Origin of the sequence: Halomonas sp. FeN2 (assembly GCF_020595105.1) — a bacterium.
Taxonomy (GTDB): domain Bacteria; phylum Pseudomonadota; class Gammaproteobacteria; order Pseudomonadales; family Halomonadaceae; genus Vreelandella; species Vreelandella neptunia.
Genome location: NZ_CP074200.1, coordinates 2,107,846 through 2,129,051 on the forward strand (window position 1 = coordinate 2,107,846; position 21,206 = coordinate 2,129,051).

18 protein-coding genes and 1 tRNA gene are annotated in these 21,206 nt (G+C 53.0%); 16 read left to right on the forward strand and 3 right to left on the reverse strand.

From position 1 onward, the window contains the following. The first annotated feature begins 40 nt into the window (after positions 1 to 40). Complete coding sequence (tal, locus tag KF947_RS09590; RefSeq protein WP_227406098.1) at positions 41 to 994, forward strand: transaldolase; 954 nt, start codon at positions 41 to 43, stop codon at positions 992 to 994. Positions 995 to 1,059: 65 nt separating this feature from the next. Here tal and KF947_RS09595 read toward each other — a convergent pair whose 3' ends face one another. Then, positions 1,060 to 2,058 carry a LacI family DNA-binding transcriptional regulator gene (locus KF947_RS09595; RefSeq protein ID WP_227406099.1) on the reverse strand — a complete coding sequence of 333 codons (999 nt, stop codon included), beginning with the start codon at positions 2,056 to 2,058 and terminating at the stop codon, positions 1,060 to 1,062. 804 nt (positions 2,059 to 2,862) lie between these two features. On the opposite strand from KF947_RS09595, the gene KF947_RS09600 reads away from it, so the two are divergent. The 10 genes from KF947_RS09600 (at position 2,863) to KF947_RS09645 (ending at position 14,165) form a co-directional block, all read left to right on the forward strand. Beyond that, complete coding sequence (locus tag KF947_RS09600; protein ID WP_227406100.1) at positions 2,863 to 3,555, forward strand: GntR family transcriptional regulator; 693 nt, start codon at positions 2,863 to 2,865, stop codon at positions 3,553 to 3,555. Between the two features lie 39 nt (positions 3,556 to 3,594). After that, positions 3,595 to 4,812 (forward strand): CaiB/BaiF CoA transferase family protein, encoded by a 1,218-nt coding sequence (locus tag KF947_RS09605; RefSeq protein WP_088699488.1) that lies wholly within the window; start codon positions 3,595 to 3,597, stop codon positions 4,810 to 4,812. Between the two features lie 13 nt (positions 4,813 to 4,825). Continuing rightward, positions 4,826 to 6,115, forward strand: a complete 1,290-nt coding sequence (locus tag KF947_RS09610; protein ID WP_227406101.1) for a TRAP transporter large permease — start codon at positions 4,826 to 4,828, stop codon at positions 6,113 to 6,115. 110 nt (positions 6,116 to 6,225) lie between these two features. Further along, on the forward strand, positions 6,226 to 7,272 hold the full coding sequence (locus KF947_RS09615) for a TRAP transporter substrate-binding protein (RefSeq protein ID WP_227406102.1): 1,047 nt from the start codon (positions 6,226 to 6,228) through the stop codon (positions 7,270 to 7,272). Positions 7,273 to 7,283: 11 nt separating this feature from the next. Then, positions 7,284 to 7,802 (forward strand): TRAP transporter small permease, encoded by a 519-nt coding sequence (locus KF947_RS09620; protein WP_227406103.1) that lies wholly within the window; start codon positions 7,284 to 7,286, stop codon positions 7,800 to 7,802. Further along, positions 7,802 to 8,734, forward strand: coding sequence for a hydroxymethylglutaryl-CoA lyase (locus KF947_RS09625; RefSeq protein WP_227406104.1), 933 nt, complete (start codon positions 7,802 to 7,804; stop codon positions 8,732 to 8,734). Before KF947_RS09620 ends, KF947_RS09625 begins: the two co-directional genes overlap by 1 nt. 167 nt (positions 8,735 to 8,901) lie before the next feature. Continuing rightward, positions 8,902 to 9,255 carry a hypothetical protein gene (locus tag KF947_RS09630; RefSeq protein ID WP_227406105.1) on the forward strand — a complete coding sequence of 118 codons (354 nt, stop codon included), beginning with the start codon at positions 8,902 to 8,904 and terminating at the stop codon, positions 9,253 to 9,255. 568 nt (positions 9,256 to 9,823) lie between these two features. After that, complete coding sequence (locus KF947_RS09635) at positions 9,824 to 11,440, forward strand: TIGR04141 family sporadically distributed protein (protein WP_227406106.1); 1,617 nt, start codon at positions 9,824 to 9,826, stop codon at positions 11,438 to 11,440. A gap of 120 nt (positions 11,441 to 11,560) precedes the next feature. Beyond that, positions 11,561 to 13,414: a J domain-containing protein gene (locus KF947_RS09640; RefSeq protein WP_227406107.1), complete on the forward strand. Its 1,854-nt coding sequence runs from the start codon at positions 11,561 to 11,563 to the stop codon at positions 13,412 to 13,414. 133 nt (positions 13,415 to 13,547) lie between these two features. Further along, positions 13,548 to 14,165 carry a hypothetical protein gene (locus KF947_RS09645; RefSeq protein ID WP_227406108.1) on the forward strand — a complete coding sequence of 206 codons (618 nt, stop codon included), beginning with the start codon at positions 13,548 to 13,550 and terminating at the stop codon, positions 14,163 to 14,165. A gap of 210 nt (positions 14,166 to 14,375) precedes the next feature. On the opposite strand, the gene KF947_RS09655 is transcribed toward KF947_RS09645, so the two are convergent. After that, positions 14,376 to 14,452: transfer RNA gene (locus KF947_RS09655), tRNA-Arg, on the reverse strand. A gap of 144 nt (positions 14,453 to 14,596) precedes the next feature. Between KF947_RS09655 and KF947_RS09660 the strand changes: the two genes are divergently transcribed. After that, positions 14,597 to 15,592 carry a TRAP transporter substrate-binding protein gene (locus KF947_RS09660; protein ID WP_022521381.1) on the forward strand — a complete coding sequence of 332 codons (996 nt, stop codon included), beginning with the start codon at positions 14,597 to 14,599 and terminating at the stop codon, positions 15,590 to 15,592. A 107-nt stretch (positions 15,593 to 15,699) separates the two neighbouring features. Further along, a complete protein-coding gene (locus KF947_RS09665) occupies positions 15,700 to 16,665 on the forward strand; it encodes a LysR family transcriptional regulator (protein ID WP_227406109.1) in 966 nt (321 codons plus the stop codon). Positions 16,666 to 16,679: 14 nt separating this feature from the next. Here KF947_RS09665 and KF947_RS09670 read toward each other — a convergent pair whose 3' ends face one another. After that, positions 16,680 to 18,071: an FAD-binding oxidoreductase gene (locus KF947_RS09670; protein WP_227406110.1), complete on the reverse strand. Its 1,392-nt coding sequence runs from the start codon at positions 18,069 to 18,071 to the stop codon at positions 16,680 to 16,682. 298 nt (positions 18,072 to 18,369) lie between these two features. Between KF947_RS09670 and KF947_RS09675 the strand changes: the two genes are divergently transcribed. From KF947_RS09675 to KF947_RS09685, 3 genes are read left to right on the forward strand one after another with little or no spacing between them, the layout of a single operon-like run. After that, positions 18,370 to 19,407, forward strand: a complete 1,038-nt coding sequence (locus KF947_RS09675; RefSeq protein ID WP_227406111.1) for a TRAP transporter substrate-binding protein — start codon at positions 18,370 to 18,372, stop codon at positions 19,405 to 19,407. Positions 19,408 to 19,419: 12 nt separating this feature from the next. Continuing rightward, positions 19,420 to 19,932, forward strand: coding sequence for a TRAP transporter small permease (locus tag KF947_RS09680; protein ID WP_227406289.1), 513 nt, complete (start codon positions 19,420 to 19,422; stop codon positions 19,930 to 19,932). Next, positions 19,929 to 21,191, forward strand: coding sequence for a TRAP transporter large permease (locus tag KF947_RS09685; protein ID WP_227406112.1), 1,263 nt, complete (start codon positions 19,929 to 19,931; stop codon positions 21,189 to 21,191). The genes KF947_RS09680 and KF947_RS09685 overlap by 4 nt, the downstream gene beginning before the upstream one ends. The last annotated feature ends 15 nt before the right edge of the window (positions 21,192 to 21,206 follow it).

Genomic DNA, 21,206 nt, shown 5'->3' on the forward strand with positions numbered 1-21,206 from the left:
TGCCTGACCAAACCTATTCTCAGTTGAAGGACAATACGCCATGACATATCAGCTCGACGCCCTTCGTCAGCACTCTATGGTGGTCGCCGACACCGGTGACCTGGAGGCCATTCAGCGCTACCAACCTCACGACGCCACTACCAACCCTTCACTGCTGCTCAAGGCCTTTGAGTTACCGGGTTACCAAGCCTTAATTGATCAGGAACTCGCTGCAGTCAAAGCCGATACCAGCGATCAGCAGGCAGAACATGCCATGGATCGCCTCGCCGTGGCCATGGGCAGCGAGATTGCCAAACTTATCCCTGGTCGCGTATCAACCGAAGTGGCCGCGAAGCTGTCCTTCAACACCGAGGCCAGCATCCGCAAGGCGCACGAGCTGGTGGCGCTCTACGAGAACCGAGGGGTGGCCAAAGAACGCATATTGATAAAGTTAGCCTCCACCTGGGAAGGCATTCGTGCCGCAGAAGTGTTGGAAAAAGAAGGCATCAACTGCAACCTGACCCTTCTGTTCAGCGATGCTCAGACCCAGGCTTGCTTCGATGCGGGTGTGTTCCTGGTGTCTCCCTTCGTCGGCCGTGTCACCGACTGGTACAAAAAGGAGACCGGGCAAAATTTCACCCCCGAAAACGACCCCGGCGTACAGTTCGTGCGTGGCGTCTGCGAGCGGGTTAGTCAAGGCGGTTACGATACCGTGGTGATGGGCGCCAGCTTCCGCACCGTCGACCAAGTGCTAGCACTCGCTGGCTGCCCACGGTTAACCATCTCGCCGGTACTGCTCGAAGAACTGGCGACTACATTGGGCGAAGTGAAGCCCAAAGTGCTTATGACACGCAATGGTGGCCCACGGCCAACACCTCTCAACGAGCCTGCTTTTCGTTGGGGCCACAATCAGGACGCTATGGCCAATGACAAGCTGTCCGAGGGTATCCGCCGTTTCGCCGATGACCAGTCGCGCCTTGAAGAACAGATTGCTGAACGCTTGGCAGCCCTGTGATTCAATAGAAACGATTGGCATATCGATGAACGCAGCACGGGAACCACGTTAAGCTCCCGTCCGCCTTACTGTATCAGCGTGGCAGAGATCGTGAGCTCACGGCCATCGGTCGTGGGATCTTTTATTTGCTCGAAGAGCAATTGAAATGCTTCGTGTCCCAATTGGTAGGTGTCGTGCACTGCACAGGGGATCGATACATCGAAAATATCAGCATAGGGAAGCCGATCAATGCCTACGACAAGGACATCATCCCGTGATACATGTGCATCGTGCAGTGCCCGCATCGCCCCCAGGGTGATCAACTGGTTGAAACCGAATACGGCGTCGGGGAGCTTACCTCGGCGAAGATGGGCGGCCATGTCACGATAGGCAGGTTGTAAGGTGTAGTCTCCTGGACATTGCTCCAGTGACAGAGGAACGCCCCTTTCTTCATAAGCCTCTTTGAGGCCAGCTAGCCGATGCCGTGTGATTTGTGAGCCACTTGGCCCTGTTAATGTTAGCACCCGCTCGATGTTCTTATTTACCAACAACTCACCAAGCAATCTTCCGGCAAGACGGTTGTCCAGTACCACACGACTGAAGTCAGTCACATCCAGAGTTCGATCCAGCATCACCACCGGCAAGTTGGCCTTACGCAGGCGTTCCAGATAATTGGGTCGGTAACTGGCATCGTCAGAAACGGGCGACAGAATGATACCCGCTACCTGATAACTGAGCAGGGTATCGATCGCTACTTCCTCAAGCTCTGGCGAGCCATCGGTGTCGATCAGCATGATGGTGTAGTCATGCTCCTTGGCCGCACGTGAAATTGCCTTGATCACCTCACTGTAAAAGGGATTATCCACGCTGGCTGTCACAAGACCAATGAGCCGGTTCTTACGGCTTCGAAGATGGCTGGCGAAGGCATTCGGTACGTAGCCCAGCTCATTTGCCGCAGCAAGTATTTTCTCACGCGTCTCTGGCCTGACCTTCTCAGGCTGTTTTAATGCACGCGACACCGTCATGTTGGTCATACCCACATATTTGGCGATATCGGTGATCGTGACTTGGCTGCGTTTAATCATGTACTACTCGTATATCAAAATTCTAGGAAACCTCTGATTAACTAATGCGCTTGTCCATACGGCGTTAAAAATCGCCTCGTGCGCGAGTCCCAGACTCGGCGTCCCCACCCAAATGCTCATTTACAACCCGTAAACTCGCACGCGCGCCCGATCCATTTTTCATCAATTTTGGCCTTGTCTGGCCTGTGCGCATCACGTTAATCATAGGTTCCCTAGGTACATAGAATAATCGAAAACTGTAGGACATATGATCTATAGACTCTTCACTGTTGCAAACAGAAGGCACCTTGAGCGTTAGGAACAACTACGAACATTTATCCGCTCGCGCACATGATGCCAAAAGCACCTGACCTAGATGAGAAGACAATGGGCACACCACTTTCATAAGCGCAGAAGCGTCTACATTTATAATAGGGTAGTTAGAACGGCTAACCATCCTACAGTAAGCGCAGCAATTGTGGTGGCGGAAGAAGATCAGTACAGAACCTTATTCTAAGAATAACGATGAGCCCCGTTATATAGCCTACCTGGCGGCTTCGAATTTTAATTCTTCAGTATAGCGAGGACGGCACATTAATACTCATAGATAACTTTAATATAAGGCCTGGAGGTACATGCGAAACACAGGGCGATTCAGTAGAAGCACACACTATCATAAGCATAAGGTCTGGAGGTATTTCATAAGCCTGCGACAGCTTATGCTCCGAAAAGAAGATTGCATACAAAAAAGACTAAAGTCTAATTATTTACCGCAAAAATAATGATCTACCTTAGATATTGTATGCAACTTAGGGTGTCTAACGGATGGATTCTATATCCACACACACTTCAAAAGTGGTTCAGACCGCCACGGCTAGAGTCCATGATGTAGTCAAGCAGCGGATTCTAAATGGTCATTACCAAGCAGATGAGTACCTTCGTGAAACGAGTGTAGCCAATGAGCTTAACGTCAGCCGTACCCCCGTGCGTGAGGCGCTGCGGGAGCTGGTGTCGGAAGGTTGGCTCGAAGCCATTCCCCACCGTGGTTCACGCGTGGTGGCTTGGACAGCTAAAGATGCTCGCGAAGTATTCGAATTACGTCTGGTGCTAGAGCCCTTAGCGGTTCGCTTAGCCTCCACACAAATAAGCAAAACGTGCTTTAAGTCTTTAGAAACCCTAGCGACTCAAATGGAATCGCTCACCGAACAGGTCGACACAAATGCTGAATCACGCAACGGCATTGCGTCACTTAATCACGAATTTCACCGAACGCTGATTCTCGCTAGCAACAACCAACGTTTAGCAAACTTGCTCGAAAATGTTGTTCGCACATCGGTCATTCATCGCAACTTCGGCAACTATGACCTTGCCAACCTTCGCCGCAGCATGCGTCACCACCGCGAGATTCTGGAGGCCATCGCTGCTGGCAGTCCCGAATGGGCTGAGAATGTAATGCGCGCCCACTTGCTGGCTGCGCAGGCATTGCACGTCCCGCACACCAATACCCCCTCCGGTTAAAGAGACATTGGTTGATTATAAAGAGGCCTAAGAACAACAATGAGACAACAAGACACGCCCGCCCCGCTCCCCCTTGAGAACATTAGGGTTCTTGAGCTAGGACAACTCATCGCAGGGCCCTATTGCGGCCAAGTGCTTGCAGATTTTGGTGCTGAGGTAGTAAAAGTCGAGCCTCCCGGTAAGGGGGATGCTATGCGGCAGTGGGGAGAAGCCGACCAGGAGAGTGGCGACCCATTGTGGTGGAACGTGATTGGCCGCAACAAACAATCGTTGACCCTCGATCTTCGTCAGCAGCGCGGGCAAGACGTGTTGCGTCAATTAGCGGCGCGTGCTGATGTCATCATCGAAAACTTTCGCCCCGGCACCATGGAGCGCTGGGGTCTAAGCTACGACGAACTCTCCCGCCACAACCCAAAGCTGGTCATGGTGCGGGTCACTGGCTTTGGCCAAGATGGCCCTTACGCAACCCGGGCGGGGTTCGCATCAGTGTGCGAAGCCATGGGTGGGCTACGCTATTTAAGCGGCTATCCTGATCGCCCCCCGGTGCGTGTTGGCATCTCAATTGGCGACACGCTGGCGGGCTTGCACGCTGCGCTAGGCACCATGATGGCCCTTCATCAGCGCGAGCGAAGCGGAAAAGGGCAAGTGGTCGATAGCTCGATATTTGAGTCTGTACTGGCCATGATGGAGAACTTAATTCCCGAGTATGCCCGGGCGGGAAAAGTCCGCGAGCGCAGCGGCAGCTTCTTACCCAAAATTGCCCCCTCAAATGCGTACCCAGCCCGTGACGGGCGCGACGTTATTATCGGTGCCAATCAGGATACTGTCTTCCGCCGCCTCTGTGAGGCCATGGGGCAACCTCGCCTGGCCGACCATCCTGACTACGCGACCCATCGCGCACGCGGGGAGAACCAGCAGGCTATCGACGACCTTGTTGCGGCCTGGACCCAGCAGCACGACGCTTCTCATATCGTGGATATCCTCGCCGAGGCGGGGGTACCCGCAGGGTTAGTCTACCGAGCCCCCGATATGCTTGGCGATCCACACTTCCAGGCGCGTGAGTCGATCGTAGCGGTGCCTGATCGCCAGGGCCGCCCACTGCCGATGCAAAATGTTTTCCCGCGGCTCTCCAGCACCCCAGGCAGGGTACGTAGCGTCGGCCCTGCCCTGGGCGAGCATACCCATACAATCCTCGCCGACTGGCTGGCGTTCTCAGCCGATACTCTCGACGCTCTTCGCGCCGACAACGTGATCTGAGAGGGAGAGCAGCATGGATCCCATTATCGTTCTTGCCATTTTAGTCGGGCTGATTGTCATCGGTTTCCCTATTTTCCTAGCCCTGGGCTTATCCGGGTTAGCCGGCCTCTACATGGCGCGCGGCTCAATGGCGTTTTTTTTCGCTCCTACATCACTGTTTGGCCAGCTTAATGCCTTCGAGCTGATTGCCCTTCCCCTCTTTATTCTGATGGGTAATTTCCTGGGGGCAACACCGGTGGGGTCGAGTCTTTTCACTGCCGCCGTGCGCTGGCTCAACTGGCTGCGGGGCAGTCTGGCGATCTCTTCGGTGGGGGCTTCGGCCATGTTCGGCGCCGTATCAGGGGTGAGCCTAGCGGGCGTTGCGGCAGTGGGATCCATTGCCGTACCGCAGATGCTCCAGCGCGGCTATAGCCGATCATTAGCCGCGGGTGCCGTCGTTAGTGCTGGCGCCCTGGCCATGCTAATCCCACCCAGCGTGCCCTTTATTATCTATGGCGCAGTGTCTAGCGTCTCTGTGGCGGATCTATTTATCGGCGGCATCGTTCCCGGCATTGTGCTCGCTTTAGCATTATCACTGTTTATCTATATTCGAGTGTGGCTGAACCCTGAAGAGGCGCCAGCCAGTAAGGAGCGCTTTACCTGGAAGGAGCGCTGGGTGAGTCTGGCGAACATCTGGCACGCCGCGCTGTTGGTAGTGGCCGTGCTGGGCTCAATCTACTCGGGCCTCGCCACGCCCAGCGAAGCCGCTGGCATTGGCGCGGCTGGCGCCTTTTTGATCGCCACCCTGATATTTCGCAGTCTCAGTTGGGGCAAGTTCCTGGAGATACTGGCAACGACTGCGCGCGTCAGCGGTGCCATCCTACTCATTATCGGCTGTGCCAAGATCTTCGGCGACTATCTCAACATGGTGCGAGTACCACAGCTTCTCACCGAGGCACTCACCGCCACCGGCCTGCCCGCCTGGGCGATCCTGGTGGCGGTAATGCTACTGCTGATCCTACTGGGCATGATTGTCGATGCCGTGTCGCTGATCGTGGTGACCACCCCGGTACTGCTGCCACTGGTCACCGCCCTGGGCTACGACCCGCTGTGGTTTGGTATCGTGATGGTGCTCAACCTTGAGATTGCCGTGGTTACTCCCCCAGTGGGGCTTAACCTCTACGCGCTGCGTGGGGTCTGCCCCGAGCTCTCAGTGGAAGAAATCATCAAAAGCGCACTGCCATTTGTCGCCGTTCAGTTCCTCGTGCTGATGCTGTTTGTGTTCTTCCCCAGCCTCAGCCTGTGGTTGCCGGGGTTAATGTAACCCCGGTGTTTCAACGTCAGTGAAGTGCAACGTTACAAAGGTGCATCACAACAAACCTTTACAACAGACTCTTACTGCAGATTCTTACAACAACAATCAGGAGATTCACCATGACACTGTCTCGCCGCCAAGTGCTAAAGTACGGCACCTTCGCTACCGCCGGTGCCACGCTGTTTGGCTCCCAGAGCCTGCTGGCGCCCCGTAGCTACGCCGCCACCACGCTGACGGGCGTCACCTACCTGCCCGACTCCTACAAGGCGCTGACCTATGGCTCCAATCGCTTCGTGGAGATGCTCAAAGAGCAGGGAGGCGACACCCTCTCGGTCGATTTCTACGACTCTGGTCAACTGCTCAAGGTTGACGAGCAGTTGCCGGCTCTGCGGGCACGTAGCATCGACTTTATGTTCCATACCTTTTCTTACGTCACCCGCTCTATTCCGATACTAGGCGTCACCGGTCTGCCCGGTGTGGTTGGTGAACTCTATCGCCATCCGGAGCGCCTGCGTCAGGGCAGCCCACTGATGGAGCTCATCAACGAAGTGCTGGCCGAGGATAATCTCTACATGCTCACCTCCGGTGGCGGCATCCTTGAACCGGAGTACCTATGGAGTACAGAGGCTAGCCCCATCCGCCGCCTTGAGGATGTCCGCGGGAAGAAGATTCGCATCGTCGGTTTTGAGGCGACCAAAGCCTTTGAGCCATACAACGTAGGCGCGACCCGTATTCCCTCCTCAGAGACCTATATGGCACTGCAACGGGGAACCGTCGACGCCGGGGTATTCAATATCTCAACGGTGATCGGCCGCAGCCTCCAGGAGCAATTGCAGGTCTGCTACAAGCTGCCGATTACCGGTTTCTCGGTTGCTCCCTTCATGTTGCGGGACACCTGGGACAATCTTGACAACGAGGCACGCGCCGTACTACAGCAGGCAGCTGACTGGTACGACGAGAACTTCATTGAGCACTGCAACAACGATATTTACCCCAACGAGTACTGGCCCCAGATTGAGGAGGCAGGAGTGGAGATTGTCGAGCCTTCCGATGAAGACCTTGAAGCCTTCAATGCCGGCGTCCAGGACGTCTGGGATCACTGGAAGGGTGAAGTCGGTGAGGAGGTCGGCGATCGCGCCATCGCGCTGGCCCTTGGCAACGCTTAAGGGAGAGTGAAATGACAACAATGGCAATGCGTAGCTGGGACGGCCTATTGGCCGTTCTACGCTGGACATCCATGGCAGTGTTGGTCTTCATGATGGTGTCTATCTGCTATGACGCCACCATGCGATATGTCTTCGCGGCCCCCACTAGCTGGAGCCTGGAGATCAACTCCTTTCTCCTGGTTTACCTCGCGGTGATTGGCGCCGCCGAAGCACAGCGTCACGACGCCCATATCCGTATTACCTTCTTTAAAGATAAGCTACCAACGCGTATCCGCGCCATAATCGATATCACAACGGGCCTGATGGGCATGCTGTTTTGCATCATTCTGGTATGGCGTGGCGGCATCATGACGATGCAGGCGTTTGAGTACAGCGAGCGTGTCTCAAGCTCGCTGGGAACGCCAATGGTTTACCCCTATGCACTGCTACCCATCGGCTTTGCCGCCCTGGGGTTACAATTCCTCATTGACGCTGCCCGTGCCGCTAAGCGCTTTCGTCACTCCTTGGAGCAACCAGCGGAGAACAGATAATGACGCCCCTATCGCCGCCATCCAGTATTGAACTTGTCGAGGTTGCACCACGAGACGGTTTTCAATCGATACGCGACATACTGCCCACTGCCGATAAACAGCGCTGTATACAGGCGCTACTCGATGCAGGCGTTACTCGCTTGGAGATTGGCTCTTTCGTAAGCCCCAAAGCCATTCCCCAAATGGCCGATACCGGCAAGTTAGTAAAAGCGTTTGCTGACCGTCCAGGTGTACGTTTCTCTGCCCTGGTTCCCAACCTCAAGGGTGCAGAACTAGCGTTGGAGCACGGCATTCGCGAAATCGTCTATGTCGTATCGGTATCGGAGTCCCACAACCAGAGTAATGTGCGCCGCAGCACCGCCGAGTCACTTCAAGAACTACACCAGGTGATTGAGCGTATGCGCCGCACCGAGGGTAGCCGACTGCGCCTCGACCTTGGCACCAGCTTCGACTGCCCCTTCGAGGGAACCATCAGTTGGCAACAAGTTGATCGTATTCTCAGCGCCGCACTTGAGCTTATTGGCGACTTGCCCCTAGAGGTAGCGCTGTGTGACACGACCGGACGAGCCACACCCTACCAAGTAGCCGACTATTTCACGCAATTGCGCGAACGGCATGCCAGCGCAGGAGTGAACTGGGCCTTCCACGGCCATAATACGTTTGGCATGGGGGTAGCGAATGCCCTCTTCGCCATCAGCCATGGCGCCACAGCAGTCGACACCGCTTGCGCAGGACTTGGTGGATGCCCATTCGCGCCGGGCGCCACGGGCAACACCGCCACAGAGGATTTGTTATATGCCCTACATGGCGGCGGAGTAACCACCGGTATTGACCTACCAAAACTGCTAGAAGCAGCTGATATGATCGCCGCCCTGCCTGGCGGTCAAACGGCTAGCCATCTGCGTCAGGTTCCTAGGGAACGAGTGAGCTGAGGGCTGGAGGAGGTGATCGTCGCCATCTTCTTTTCCACCTCTTCAGACCCCGCCTCGCTGGTCGCCATGTGGATCGTACTGGCGGGCGATACTTGAATTACCGCATGCAGAAAGCGCTAAAGTCGAAGGACTAGGCAACATAAAACAAGGATCTGCGAGAAATTGGCATGTCAATCTCACGGCATGTGAAGGGACGCACGCTAGATGCGGCTTATGACTACCTCAACTGGTGGATTTCAGGATGGCCCGGCGCCGTCATGGCCCGCCAAGGCTATTACATTTCCACCCCTGAACTGACCCGCCCTCACCTTTCCGCTGCGGAGTGGGACTTTTGGTATGACGGCCAACCTGCCGCCAAGAACCTTCCGGGCCCCGATGGTACCTCTGATATGATTCATCGAGGCGAAATCCGCGACGGCGGAGACTACCAGACAAGAATGAGCCGCATCGCGGTGTGGAATACCGTCATGGATGAGCATAACTATTTGGTCAGGCGCTGGAATGACTTTATGTCGGCTTAAAGTCCGGCTTCGCACTGGCAGCTAACAGTATGATGGCCATAAGCATACGCCCGCCTCTTGGTTCTCAAGAGCTTACGCGGAGCTCTTGCTTACTCGGCACTTTGTCTCTGCCCACCAGCTACCATCTAAGCAATACTGCTTCTGGAGCACACCCGCCAACGCTGGAAAATGTTATGAGTCCCAATAGAGCCCGCCACAAAGGAGCGTTGAAAAGAAAAGCTTACGAGCCTCATCCTACTTCGGTAGCTTGTGCTAGGCTAATTTCAGTAGGAATTGGGCCGTGCCCAAAAGCTAAAAGGCAGCGTATAGCTAAGCAGCATAAGACTGAAAAAGACCCAAAGCGGCCATCCGCAGAATAGGAGCCCTGGCTCACAATGCGTTTTTTTCTGGTCAGTTCTGTAACGTGAATGCTTGTATTGCCAGAGTGTAATCTTGCTAACACATATAAAAACAATTGCTTATGATCAGCACTTCCATGCTTATGCACAATTTTCAGAGACTGGTGATAATGTTAACGCGCATGCGCATAAATTAAACTTTAGTTTTACATCGTACTGAGCAGGGGGTTATGGCGAAACTCAAGAAAATAAGAAAGGAAAAGCTATCTATTTATTTGGCGAGAGATAGCAATAATCCTGATTCAGACATTATTAAGGTGGAAAACTCCAAAGAACCTATTCGACTGGACTTGCCAGATATTGAGTCTGCGATTCTTTACGTTAAAAGGCAGCCACCGAAGAGTGCGCCCCCCTGGACTAGACTATTTACAATAGATAATCAGGTTGACGCTTCAGAATTTGGAATGTCTTCTAATGTAGGTGCTGTCTTTGTAGTAAGGGCTGCAGGAGCAACATTTGTACTATCATTCGGCACTGGCTTTCATCTTTTAAAATCTGAGTCCATCGAGCGTGATTTTGGATTAAAAGTAACATTGAACTCGGTAAATCCAGATAAGCTGAGAAGTCTAGACAAGGCAAGCTATGATCATAATCCATTGAATTCCAGGACTCAAAGCACGAGAGACGTTGATATATTTAATCTCCATTTAGACTCTGAGATGGAGATGCTCTACGCGGTAACTGGTGCTTCTTTAGTAAAGGAGTTTGGTAGCCATGTAACTGGACGAGACGCTCTAACAATAGCAGTAGAAGCCAAACTATCAGATATACCTGAAATTTTATCGGAAGCCATCAAAAGATATCGATCTAACCTGCCGGATAAATTTAGTTGGGTAGAAAATATAAACAGGGTTCGAGATTACGATGAGATTGAAATACTTGATTTAGAACTGGATCAATATTTAAGCAAAGATGATTTTGATAGTTTTTGGTTGGGTGAGCCGGAAATTGTAGATTGGGAAAGTCAAATAGGTTATTCATTTGATATGTACCAAAAAACCCTTCGTCATGTAGTATTGTCATTTGATGATTATATAAAATATCTTGACGGTATTCCACCAACAGTAGAATTAATGAAAGGACATGTAATTCATGTCAATAATAGTGAGTATCAATCTGTAAAGAGTTGGTCGGTCTATCGATGCTTATATGCTGAAATTAAATTCGGAAAAGATAGTTATATATTGAGAAATGGGGTTTGGTACAAAGTAAATAGTGATTTCGTATCAGCAGTCGATGATTACCTCAGCGATATTGACATCCACTCTTTTAGTTTTCCTGTCTATTCTCATGACGATGAGGCTGACTACAATGATCATGTTTCTAAGACCGAAAATGGCTTCTGCTTAATGGATAAGAAAAACATACAGATCGGAGGTGCTTATGACAAATTAGAACACTGCGACTTAATTAAGGATGGAAATGAGTTTATTCATGTTAAGCTATATCGAAGCTCAAGTACATTAAGCCATCTTTTCGCTCAAGGGTTTGTCGCCGCTGAAGCGTTTATAAAAGACTCTGAATACAGGGAGAAACTGAATCCTAAATTACCTCCATCAATCAAACTAATCGATCCAAAGCTGAGGCCAGATCCAAGCAAATATAAATTGGTTTATGCGATAGCGACAAAGAAAGATCTACCAGTTGAGCTTCCGTTTTTTTCTAAGGTAACACTAAAGAATGCATTAAAAACGTTAAGAGCATTAAATTACAATATTTCTCTTGCGAAAATAGAGATAGATCCGACTTGGTTGAAAACTAAAAAGTGTAAGCCAAAGAAAAACTAACAAACGCGTCAATTTAGACGCTCGCAAGCTCGCGCCTTTTAAGCTGGCGTTAGCTCGAATACAAAATATACCTGCGCCGTGTGCCTGGCATTGGTTTAAGACGAAATAGAGAAATGATGAATGTTTAGCTTTCTATCAAAAATGTTCGGCAATGGAAGAGGCACGGACGCCCAAGATTCTATGGGGTTGACGCGTATTGCCCAAAACTCGAATAGAGAGTCCGGTAGGCGGGAACCACCGAAGGAGCTCGATTGGTCCCAAGCCGCGTATGTCCCGCTGCCACCATCACCGCCTACCTGGGAAGTGGACGGGCGTGACGAGTTTCACCGCGAGAACAATGACCCATTGATTGGCCCTGTGTTTCAGGCTGGATTCAAGAGTCAATACACTAAGGTCGTAAAGCTCGCCGGTGATCTATCTCCAAAGCAACGGCAAGGACGAGTAGGGGAAGTTATAGCCAAAGCGTATGCCAAGCTGATTATACAGCGAGTGAAATCTGGGCAGCTAGCGGCGGCGGCAAAGCAATCTGTTGAAATGTTCGAGCGTGTCCCCGAGCATGTCAAGGACGTTGATTTACGTCGCTTCAATCGTATCTTAAAAGAGATGGATAAGTCGGGTAAGAAGCATGGTTACGAACCGGTAGATGCTGCAAGCCCCACATCATTTCCGCTGTTTGAAGCATCGGAAGATGCCCCTTGGACGCTTGTGGGCGAGCGAAAGCTGAAGGGTGACGAGCGTCCAGATCCTGCCTTTACTATTGCTGCCATCGATTCCAGAGGAACCTGGTTGCTCGACCGTTCCGGGGCCAGTACGGAACAAGCAGGGGTGAAGAGCGTACTTCGTAGAATGGATCGACATGGGGCCCTAGTTGGCGAAAAAGCTTTGTACCATGATGCCTATCGCACCGGAACAGGCGCCGCTGGTTCCGGTATAGCGATCATGGATTCCAACGGATTGCTCCACGCCTACGACGAGGAGTTGAACATCATAGTCGAATCAAATTTGTGCGAGGATTCCCGCGTCGTTGACCACTTCCGGGCCATCGACACAAATTACTGGGGTGAGTTTAAATCCCAGGTGCGAGCTGTGGATATTGCTCCTGAGGGGGATAGGTACCTTTTTACGTTAGCCGACGAGGCTTGGTGTTGCACCACCTCTGGCGAGGCAGTCTGGGGACTCGTTATGCCACTGAAGGAAGGCTGGAAGCGTGTCGTGGGACGCAGCGAACGCTTTGGCGTGGCGCAAGAGGTTGAGGAGGCGCTAAAGCTTTTCGGGCTGTCTCTACCCGTTGATCCAACGGACATTAAGCGAAAGTACCGTAAGTTGGCGCAGGCTCACCACCCGGATCGCAATGCTGGGGATCCGTCTGCAACCGAGAAAATGAAAGCCTTGAACACTGCGTTCGAAACTTTGACCGGTGTCGATCCAAACACTCTTGAATACGAAGAATCTGATGTTACGTATTTTGCCCGGACGGATCCCGACTACGTTATGGAGGTCGAGGGCCTTCGACTCGAGATCACCATGACCGGAGGAGTACCTCAAGATTGGGTCTACGCGGGAAGTTTTACTGCTGTCGATGGTGGAGCCTATCTGGCTACATACTCGGGCAAAGTCATCCGAGTTTCTAGAGAGGGGCAGCCCGAGGTGGTGTACGACATTGGAACCTGCCCGAAGGAAATCGTTGATGTTGGCAGGCATACCTACTTCCTCACACCCACTCGATTATACATCATAGAAGATAGTACGAAGCTTGCAGCATTTCTCGACGTCTTTCAGCAGGGGCGGTTGTTGGTAACACAAGGAGGGTTTGGCTTGCTAACAGGAAAACAGCTCCAGTGGTTCACGCATGCCGGACTGAGAGCTGGTGAATTGACGACGAAAGACCCTATACGGGCAATTTACGCCACCGATAGTGGAGTGGTTGTCCAAACTCGACAGCATCAAGTCGAAATTCAGGGGCTTTTGATGTGAAGCCCATGACGTCATGGCGAGGTCATTGGGGAGCTAACAACAGCGTTAGCCAAAACGATCCCTCTCCAATATGCAGCATTTTGAATTCGTGTTAGATTTAACCTTATATATTTTTTAGTCGTAAAAGGTTGATATGGATTGTTTTGGTGACGATGCTAGAGAAAGAATGGTAAGACGGTACAACATAACTGCTGTTGCACATGTTAAGCTTCTTAATAATCAGCGAAAACATAGCTGTACAGGTCGTGTTTTGAAAGATAGCTATTATTGTTTTGAATATAAAGGGAAAAAAGATAATAAGGACGTAGGCGCTTTTTACTGTGGTGTGCCAACCGCTAAGAAATTTTTAGCTCTCACAGGTGGAGATGATGTACCACGATTTAATCCACTAAAATCAGACTCATTGAGTATAGGTAGTAACTCGTCACATACAGGCAGTGCAACACGCAAAGTTGACCCTGCAACCAAACAACTTTTGAACGCCATCAATTTGCTTGTGGTTTGTTGGGATACTGCTCCATATGGAAAGCTTGCAAAAATAAAGCAAGATCGCACTAAATATTCGTACAGACCACCATTTGATAGTGAAGTTGAATATGTAAATTTGGTCATAGGGTATGACCATCAAGGACGTAACCTTCAGCAAATGATAGACAGCATAAGATTGGACAACCCTAATCTAAAAAGCTATGACTTTGGTCTTTTAAATGCAGTTCTTAAGAGTGCGGATATTGAATCAAATTTTGGCTAACAAGGCATTTAAGAGTGATTCGCAACGCGCGGCATTTTTACTACGCATTGCGTTTAGTGTTTCAGGTGGTATGCGGCAGCATCGTTATTGCGTTGCTCAAACCTTATATGCGGCGCTATATCAGCACTACCTAAAAAACCGCTACTGGCCGATAGCAGCCAAACCCAAAAAAAGGGCCCACGATCTCTCGTAGGCCCCTTTTTAACAATTTGGCGCGCCCGGCAGGATTTGAACCTGCGACCCTCGGCTTCGGAGGCCGATACTCTATCCAACTGAGCTACGGGCGCTTGTGGGTGCGTATCGTAACTGTGCAGGGGCGCTGTGTCCAGCCGTATGGCGCTTGAGTACCTTTAGTCAATTGACCGTTTTCCCTGGTGTGGTGCATGCTTTGGGAGCACTTCTGCACCTTAGTCCATTGGGAACACAATAATATGAAAACATTTGCACGTAGCACGCTGGCACTGGGCATCTCACTGGCGCTGGTGAGCGCCGCGAACGCCGCTGATTTTGCTGATATGGATCCTGTCACTCTGCGCCTGGCCCACGTGGTCAATGAGCAGGATGGTTTCCACATCGCCGCCACCAAATTTGAAGAGTTGGTAGAAGAGCGCACCGACGGCAAGGTAGATATCGAAATTTACCCCAACGCCACCTTGGGTGACGAACGCACGCTGCTGGAAGGCATGCAGATCGGCACCGTGGATATGGGCGTGATCACCAACGGGCCGGTGGCCAACTTTGTCGAAGAGATGGCGGTATTCGAACTGCCGTTCCTCTTCCCCTCCCCGGAAGCCGCTTACGAAGTGCTTGATGGCCCGATTGGCCAGGAGCTGCTCGACAAGCTTTCTGAAGTGAACCTGAAAGGCATGGCCTACGCCGAGCGCGGTTTCCGCAACCTGACCAACAGCGAGCGTGCCGTAAACTCACCGGAAGATCTGGACGGCCTGCGTATCCGCGTAATGGAAAACCCGGTCTACACCGACACCTTCCGCGAGCTGGGCGCCAACGCGATTCCTATGGCGTGGACTGAAGCGCTCACCGCTATGCAGCAGGGCACCATTGATGGTCAGGAGAACCCGGTGAACGTCATTCACTCGTTCAACCTGGATGAAACCCAGAACTACATGACCCTCTCCCGCCATACCTACGCCCCAGCAATTTTTGTGATGGGTATGCCCGCCTGGAACCAACTGCCTGAAAACGCCCAAGAGGTACTGCTAGCAGCGGCACAGGAAGCAGCGGAGCATGAGCGCCAGGTGAACGCAGAGATGGAGAGCGAACAGCTGCAGGCCCTGCGCGATGCGGGCATGGAGATCAACGACGATCCAGATATGGAGGCCTTCCAAGCCGCCGTTGCGCCGGTGTATGAGAAGTACGGCGAACAGTTCGGTGATTACCTGCCGCGCATCCAGGAAGCGCTCAAGTAATTCGCTTCCCATCGAAGCAAGCCCGACATTAGATCAAGCGCTTTTACAGCAGTGGCTGAGGGCCGTTCCCGCGCCGGAACGGCCCTTCCAACCAAGAGACACGCCTGATGGCTGACACCACCCATACGAAGCTGGCGAACAGGCTCAATAAGATCAATCTCAATTTACTATTGGTTTTTCACACGCTGTATTGGAAAAGGAGTTTGACGCTCACCGCACAAGCGCTCTGCCTGACGCAACCAGCCGTCAGCCACTCGCTGAAGAAGCTGCGTCTATTAATGGACGACCCGCTATTCATCAAGACGTTGGAGGGCATGCAACCGACCCCGCTTGCCCGGCAGATGGATGCCGCCGTAGCCAAAGGGCTGTTCTACCTCGATCAGGCAGTTCACAGTAGTAACGAGTTTTCACCTACCACATCAAAGCGGGAGTTTCGGGTCAGTTTGGTGGACTATGTCAGCCAACAGCTACAACCCAAGCTTATTCAACACTGCTTGGAACACGCGCCAGATTTGTGTTTCAACATGCTCTCCACGCGCATCGCAAGTGCAGAGGGTGCCCAACAAGTCCTTCAAGAGCACGATATCGACCTGGCGGTGGTGCAGTTCGAAACCTTGCCGCTCACCTCTCATCATGAGTACCTGTTTGACGATGTGATTGGCTGTGTGGGTGATGCGACATTTCATGGCGAGAGTAGCGCCATTACCCTTGAGGCGTTTTTAAACTCCCCCCAGGTCGCTTTGTCGCATCGTGAAGACAGCCCGCTGTTAATCAATGAAAAACTGCGGGAGTTAGGATTAGAGCGGAAAATCGTCGCCAAGACGCCCTACATCAATCCACTGCAGGAAATATTGGTGTCCACAGCACTGCTTTGTGTGGTGACAGAGAGCGCGGCCAGGGTCATTTGCCGCAACAATAGCTTGAAGTTCTACGCTCTGCCCCTGGACGTACCGGCGTTCAAAGTCTGCCTGTGCTGGGATGAAAGGAAGGATCACGATCCTGGCATACACTGGTTGCGGCAGTTAACCCGGGAGCTGATGACACCAGCCCCCACCGCCCTGGGCGACCCTTAATCAAACCGCCAAACTCACTCCACCGCCACGACTTTGCCTCGATTCAACAACAGCTTGGGATCCAGAGCGACTTTCATGCGCTTCATTAAAGCGATCTCCTCGCTGGAGCGGGAAATACTTAGGTAATCGCGCTTTTCGAGACCAATGCCGTGCTCGGCAGAGATCGAGCCGCCGTACTCTTTCAGGGGCGAGTAAACCAACTGCTCCACTTGGCGGCGGCTTTGCGGGCTGTCGTCGCGCACCGTGATCATGATGTGCAGGTTGCCATCGCCAAGATGGCCGAACACGATCATTTTACCTGTTTGGGGCCACTGCTCCTTGAGGTTTTGCTCCAGGGTATCGACGTACGCGTCCATATGGGGAATCGGTAGGCTGATATCATAGGAGAACATCGGCTTCAGCTGGTGCACCAGCACTTCGATATCCTCTCGGATTGCCCAGATGCCCTGGCGCTGGGCACCGGAACTGGCCAGCACGGCATCGGTGATCAAGCCGTCTTCCATCGCCTTTTGCAGAATCTCGGAGAAATGCTCCGCATCCTGGGCGTCATCTAGCCCCAGGGTTTCGATGATCGCGTAGAAAGGCGAGTCGTCGGCCAACGGGGGCGCATGCTTGCCGCTCTCGGTGGTCACCAGCCTGTAGTGGCTATTCCACAACGCCTCGAAGGCGCTAAGGCTATTGGCGAGCTGTTGTGAGAGCCTGCGTAACAGTTGGGTCAAGGCATCGAAGGAGGACACCGCGACCAGCGCGGTTTGTTCGCTGGGCATATGCGGCTGCAGCCGGAGCACGGCGCGAGTGACGATACCCAGGGTGCCTTCGCTACCGATAAAGAGCTGTTTGAGGTCGTAGCCAGCGTTGTTCTTGAGCATTTTGTTCAGCGAGCTGACCACGGTGCCGTCGCTAAGTACGGCTTCCAGCCCCAGCACTTGCTGGCGCATCATGCCGTAGCGAATGACCCGTATGCCGCCTGCATTGGTGGCGATATTGCCGCCGATGGTGCACGAGCCCCGGGCGCCAAGGTCGAGCGGAAACTGCATATCGATCTCCGCCGCGGCTTCCTGCACACGCTGGAGCGTCACCCCAGCCTGAACCTGAATCGTAGAACCGACCAGGTCGACCTCTTCGATCTGGTTCATCAGTTCAAGAGAAACCACCAACTCCTCGGGGCTGGCTTCACCCCCGTGCACAATGCCGGTCATGCCACCATGGGTCACCACCAGCTGGTCGGCCTGGTAGCATAAGGCCATGACTTTGCTGAGCTGTTCGGTGTTGCGGGGCCTGACAATGGCTTTGGCACGACAGGGCGCCCCGGTAAACCAGTCGACGCTACGCTGGGAGACATCGTCACCGAGCAACACGTTTTCTGGGCCGACTACCGCTACTAGGTCGTTAAGCAACTTATCCATTGGTTATTCCTGTTTTAGCTGGCGTTGCCATGGTTAGTAAGAACGTGGGTAGCACGAACAAGGGTAGCAAGACTCACCATCGGCCAAGCCTTACCATCGCTTTCCAAGGCAGTTAATCAATCGTCAATGCTTGCAGGCTATCGCTAACCTTTAAATCACTCAAGTCTAAGATCTATAAAGATTTTTTGGATTATTATCGCGAATAGTGGAATGAAAATAAGTAATTTGCCCTGTTAGTTCGATGTGATATAGATGAAGCCCAATAAGACAATAAGAACAGCCACCACTAGGAGATAATGTGAATCACAACGCCCGCTTCACCGCTCACGCCGCATCCTGTAATACAAGTAAATTCAAACAGTTAAACTTGACCTTGCTATGCGCTGGCCTGCTTGGTTTACCGCTCATGGCCCAGGCAGAGGAAATTACCCCTATTAACCTGCGCTTAGCGACCGTGGTGAATACAGAAGATACTTACCATATCGCCGCCGAGCGCTTTCAGCAGTTAGTCAGCGAACAGACCGACGGCGCGGTCTCCGTTGAGATCTTCCCCAACGCCTCCCTGGGCGACGAGCGCACCATTCTGGAAGGGATGCAGATCGGCACTGTCGATATGGGCGTGATCACCAACGGGCCGGTGGCCAACTTCGTTGATGAGTTCTCGGTGTTTGAGCTGCCTTTCCTCTTCCCTACCGCCGAATCTGCCTACTCCGTGCTGGATGGTGAGATCGGCCAGGAAATACTGGGCAAATTAGAGGATGTGAACCTTAAAGGGCTGGCATTTGCTGAGCGCGGCTTTCGCAATATCACCAATAGTCAGCACGCGATTAATGCGCCCCAGGATCTCGAAGGCCTGACACTGCGCGTCATCGAGAACGAGGTTTATGTGGATACGTTCCGGGAACTCGGCGCCAATGCCGTGCCCATGGCGTGGACAGAAGCGCTGACCGCCCTGCAACAAGGCACGATTGATGGTCAGGAAAACCCGGTTAACGCCATCCATGCCTTTAACTTGGCGGAAACCCAGGACTACCTCACCATGACGCGGCATATCTATGCGCCAGCGATCTTCATTATGAGCTTACCCGCCTGGAACGGCCTTCAAGAGGAGGTTCAGGAGATCGTACTCGATGCCGCCAGCGAAGCTTCTAGCTATGCCAGAGAACAAAATGCCATCATGGAAGCCGAGCAGTTAGCCGAACTGGCTGAGGCAGGCATGGAAATAAACGAGTCGCCCGATATCGCCGCCTTCCAGGAAGCCGTTACCCCGGTGTATGAGAAGTACGGTGATCAGTTTGGCGACTATCTGCAACGCATCCAGGAGGAAGTGAAGTAAGTGCCCACTCACATGCATCCATTGGTAATGTTGCTACAGCGTTCTGAACGCTTTCTGGACGCCATTCTACAGCCCGTGGTCTTTGCGGGCATGGCGGCGCTGATTGGGGTGATTACCCTGCAGATCGTCTCTCGTGTGCTATTCACCGCCGTCGGCTGGACGGAAGAAGTCGCCCGCTTTCTGCTGGTGTGGATCACCTTCTTAGCCGGCACCTTGGCGTTTCAGCGCGGGCGGCATATTGCCGTGACCTTTGTGGTGGATGCCCTGCCCGGCCGCCTGCGCCAAATCGCCCGGCTTGCCGCTCTGCTGGTGGTGCTGGCGTTTATGATCACGCTGATCGTTATCGGCTACCGCTACATGCAGGTACAGAGCTTTCAGAAATCCGCCTCGCTGCGGCTGTCGATGACCTACGTCTACGCGGTGATGCCAATCTGCGCGGCGATTATGGCCTGGTATGCACTGGTCGATATCATCGAGCTGCTGATTAACGGCGAAACCACCCAGCCCCAGGAGGAGTCGCTATGACGCTGCTGCTGTTTGGGCTGTTCTTCCTGTTTATGCTGCTGGGCGTGCCGATCGCCTTTGCCATTGGCGCCAGCACGCTCTATGCGCTCTATCAATCCGGCGTGCCGCTGATGGTGGTCACCCAGCAGATGTTCCAGGGCATTAACTCCTTTGCCCTGGTCGCGATCCCGATGTTTATCCTCGCTGGGGATTTAATGGCCCAGGGTAAGGTGAGCGAAAAGCTGGTCAGCTTTGCTGATTCATTAGTCGGCTTTATGCGCGGCGGGCTATCGGTGGTCTCGGTGATGGCGGGCATGTTCTTTGCGGCCATCTCCGGTTCTGGCGCGGCGACCACCGCAGCGGTGGGTTCCAGTCTGGTGCCGGAGCTAAAGCGCAAAGGCTACGACCCGGCCTCGGCGGCCAGCTTAATTGCCGCCAGCGGCACGATAGGGGTGGTGATACCGCCCTCGGTGCCGATGATCATCTACGCGGTGATCGCCCAGCAGTCGGTCTCCAAGCTGTTCCTAAACGGTTTTTTGCCGGGTTTGGCAATGGGGCTGGGATTAATGGCCATTGCCATTGCTCAGGCGTATAAGCGCCAATACCCCAAAGGCACGCCGCTCTCGCTGGCAACCATCTGGACGACCTTTAAAGACGCCAGCTGGGGCTTGATGACGCCGGTAATTATCCTCGGGGGTATCTTCTCGGGGATCTTCACGCCTTCAGAGGCGGCGGTCGTGGCGGTGAACTACGCCATGCTGGTGTCGCTGTTTGTCTATCGTGACCTTAACCTGCCCCAGATTTATAAGCTGCTGATCCGTTCGGCGATGACTACCGCAGTGATTATGCTGGTGATTGCCATGTCGGCGGTGCTGAGCTGGACGCTCTCAAGCTGGCAGGTGCCGGGGGCGATTTCCCAGGCGGTGCTGTCGTTGTCTACCAACCCTTACGTGATCATGCTGCTGATCGTGGGGATTATTCTGCTCACCGGGGTGTTTATTGAAACCGCCAGTGCGCTGATTATCCTCACCCCGGTACTGCTACCGCTGGTGTTGCAGTTGGGGATTGACCCGATCCACTTTGGCTTGATTATCGTGGTAGGGCTCTCCATCGGCATGATTACCCCGCCGGTGGCGATCAACCTCTATGTGGCATCATCGATCACCCAGCTACCGCTGGAGCGCATTACCCGTGCGATCATTCCTTACCTGCTGGGGCTGATCGGGGTGCTGCTGTTAGTAGTTTACGTGCCGATTATGTTGGGCTGGTCGGGTGGTTAAATCAGCGTTTGCACT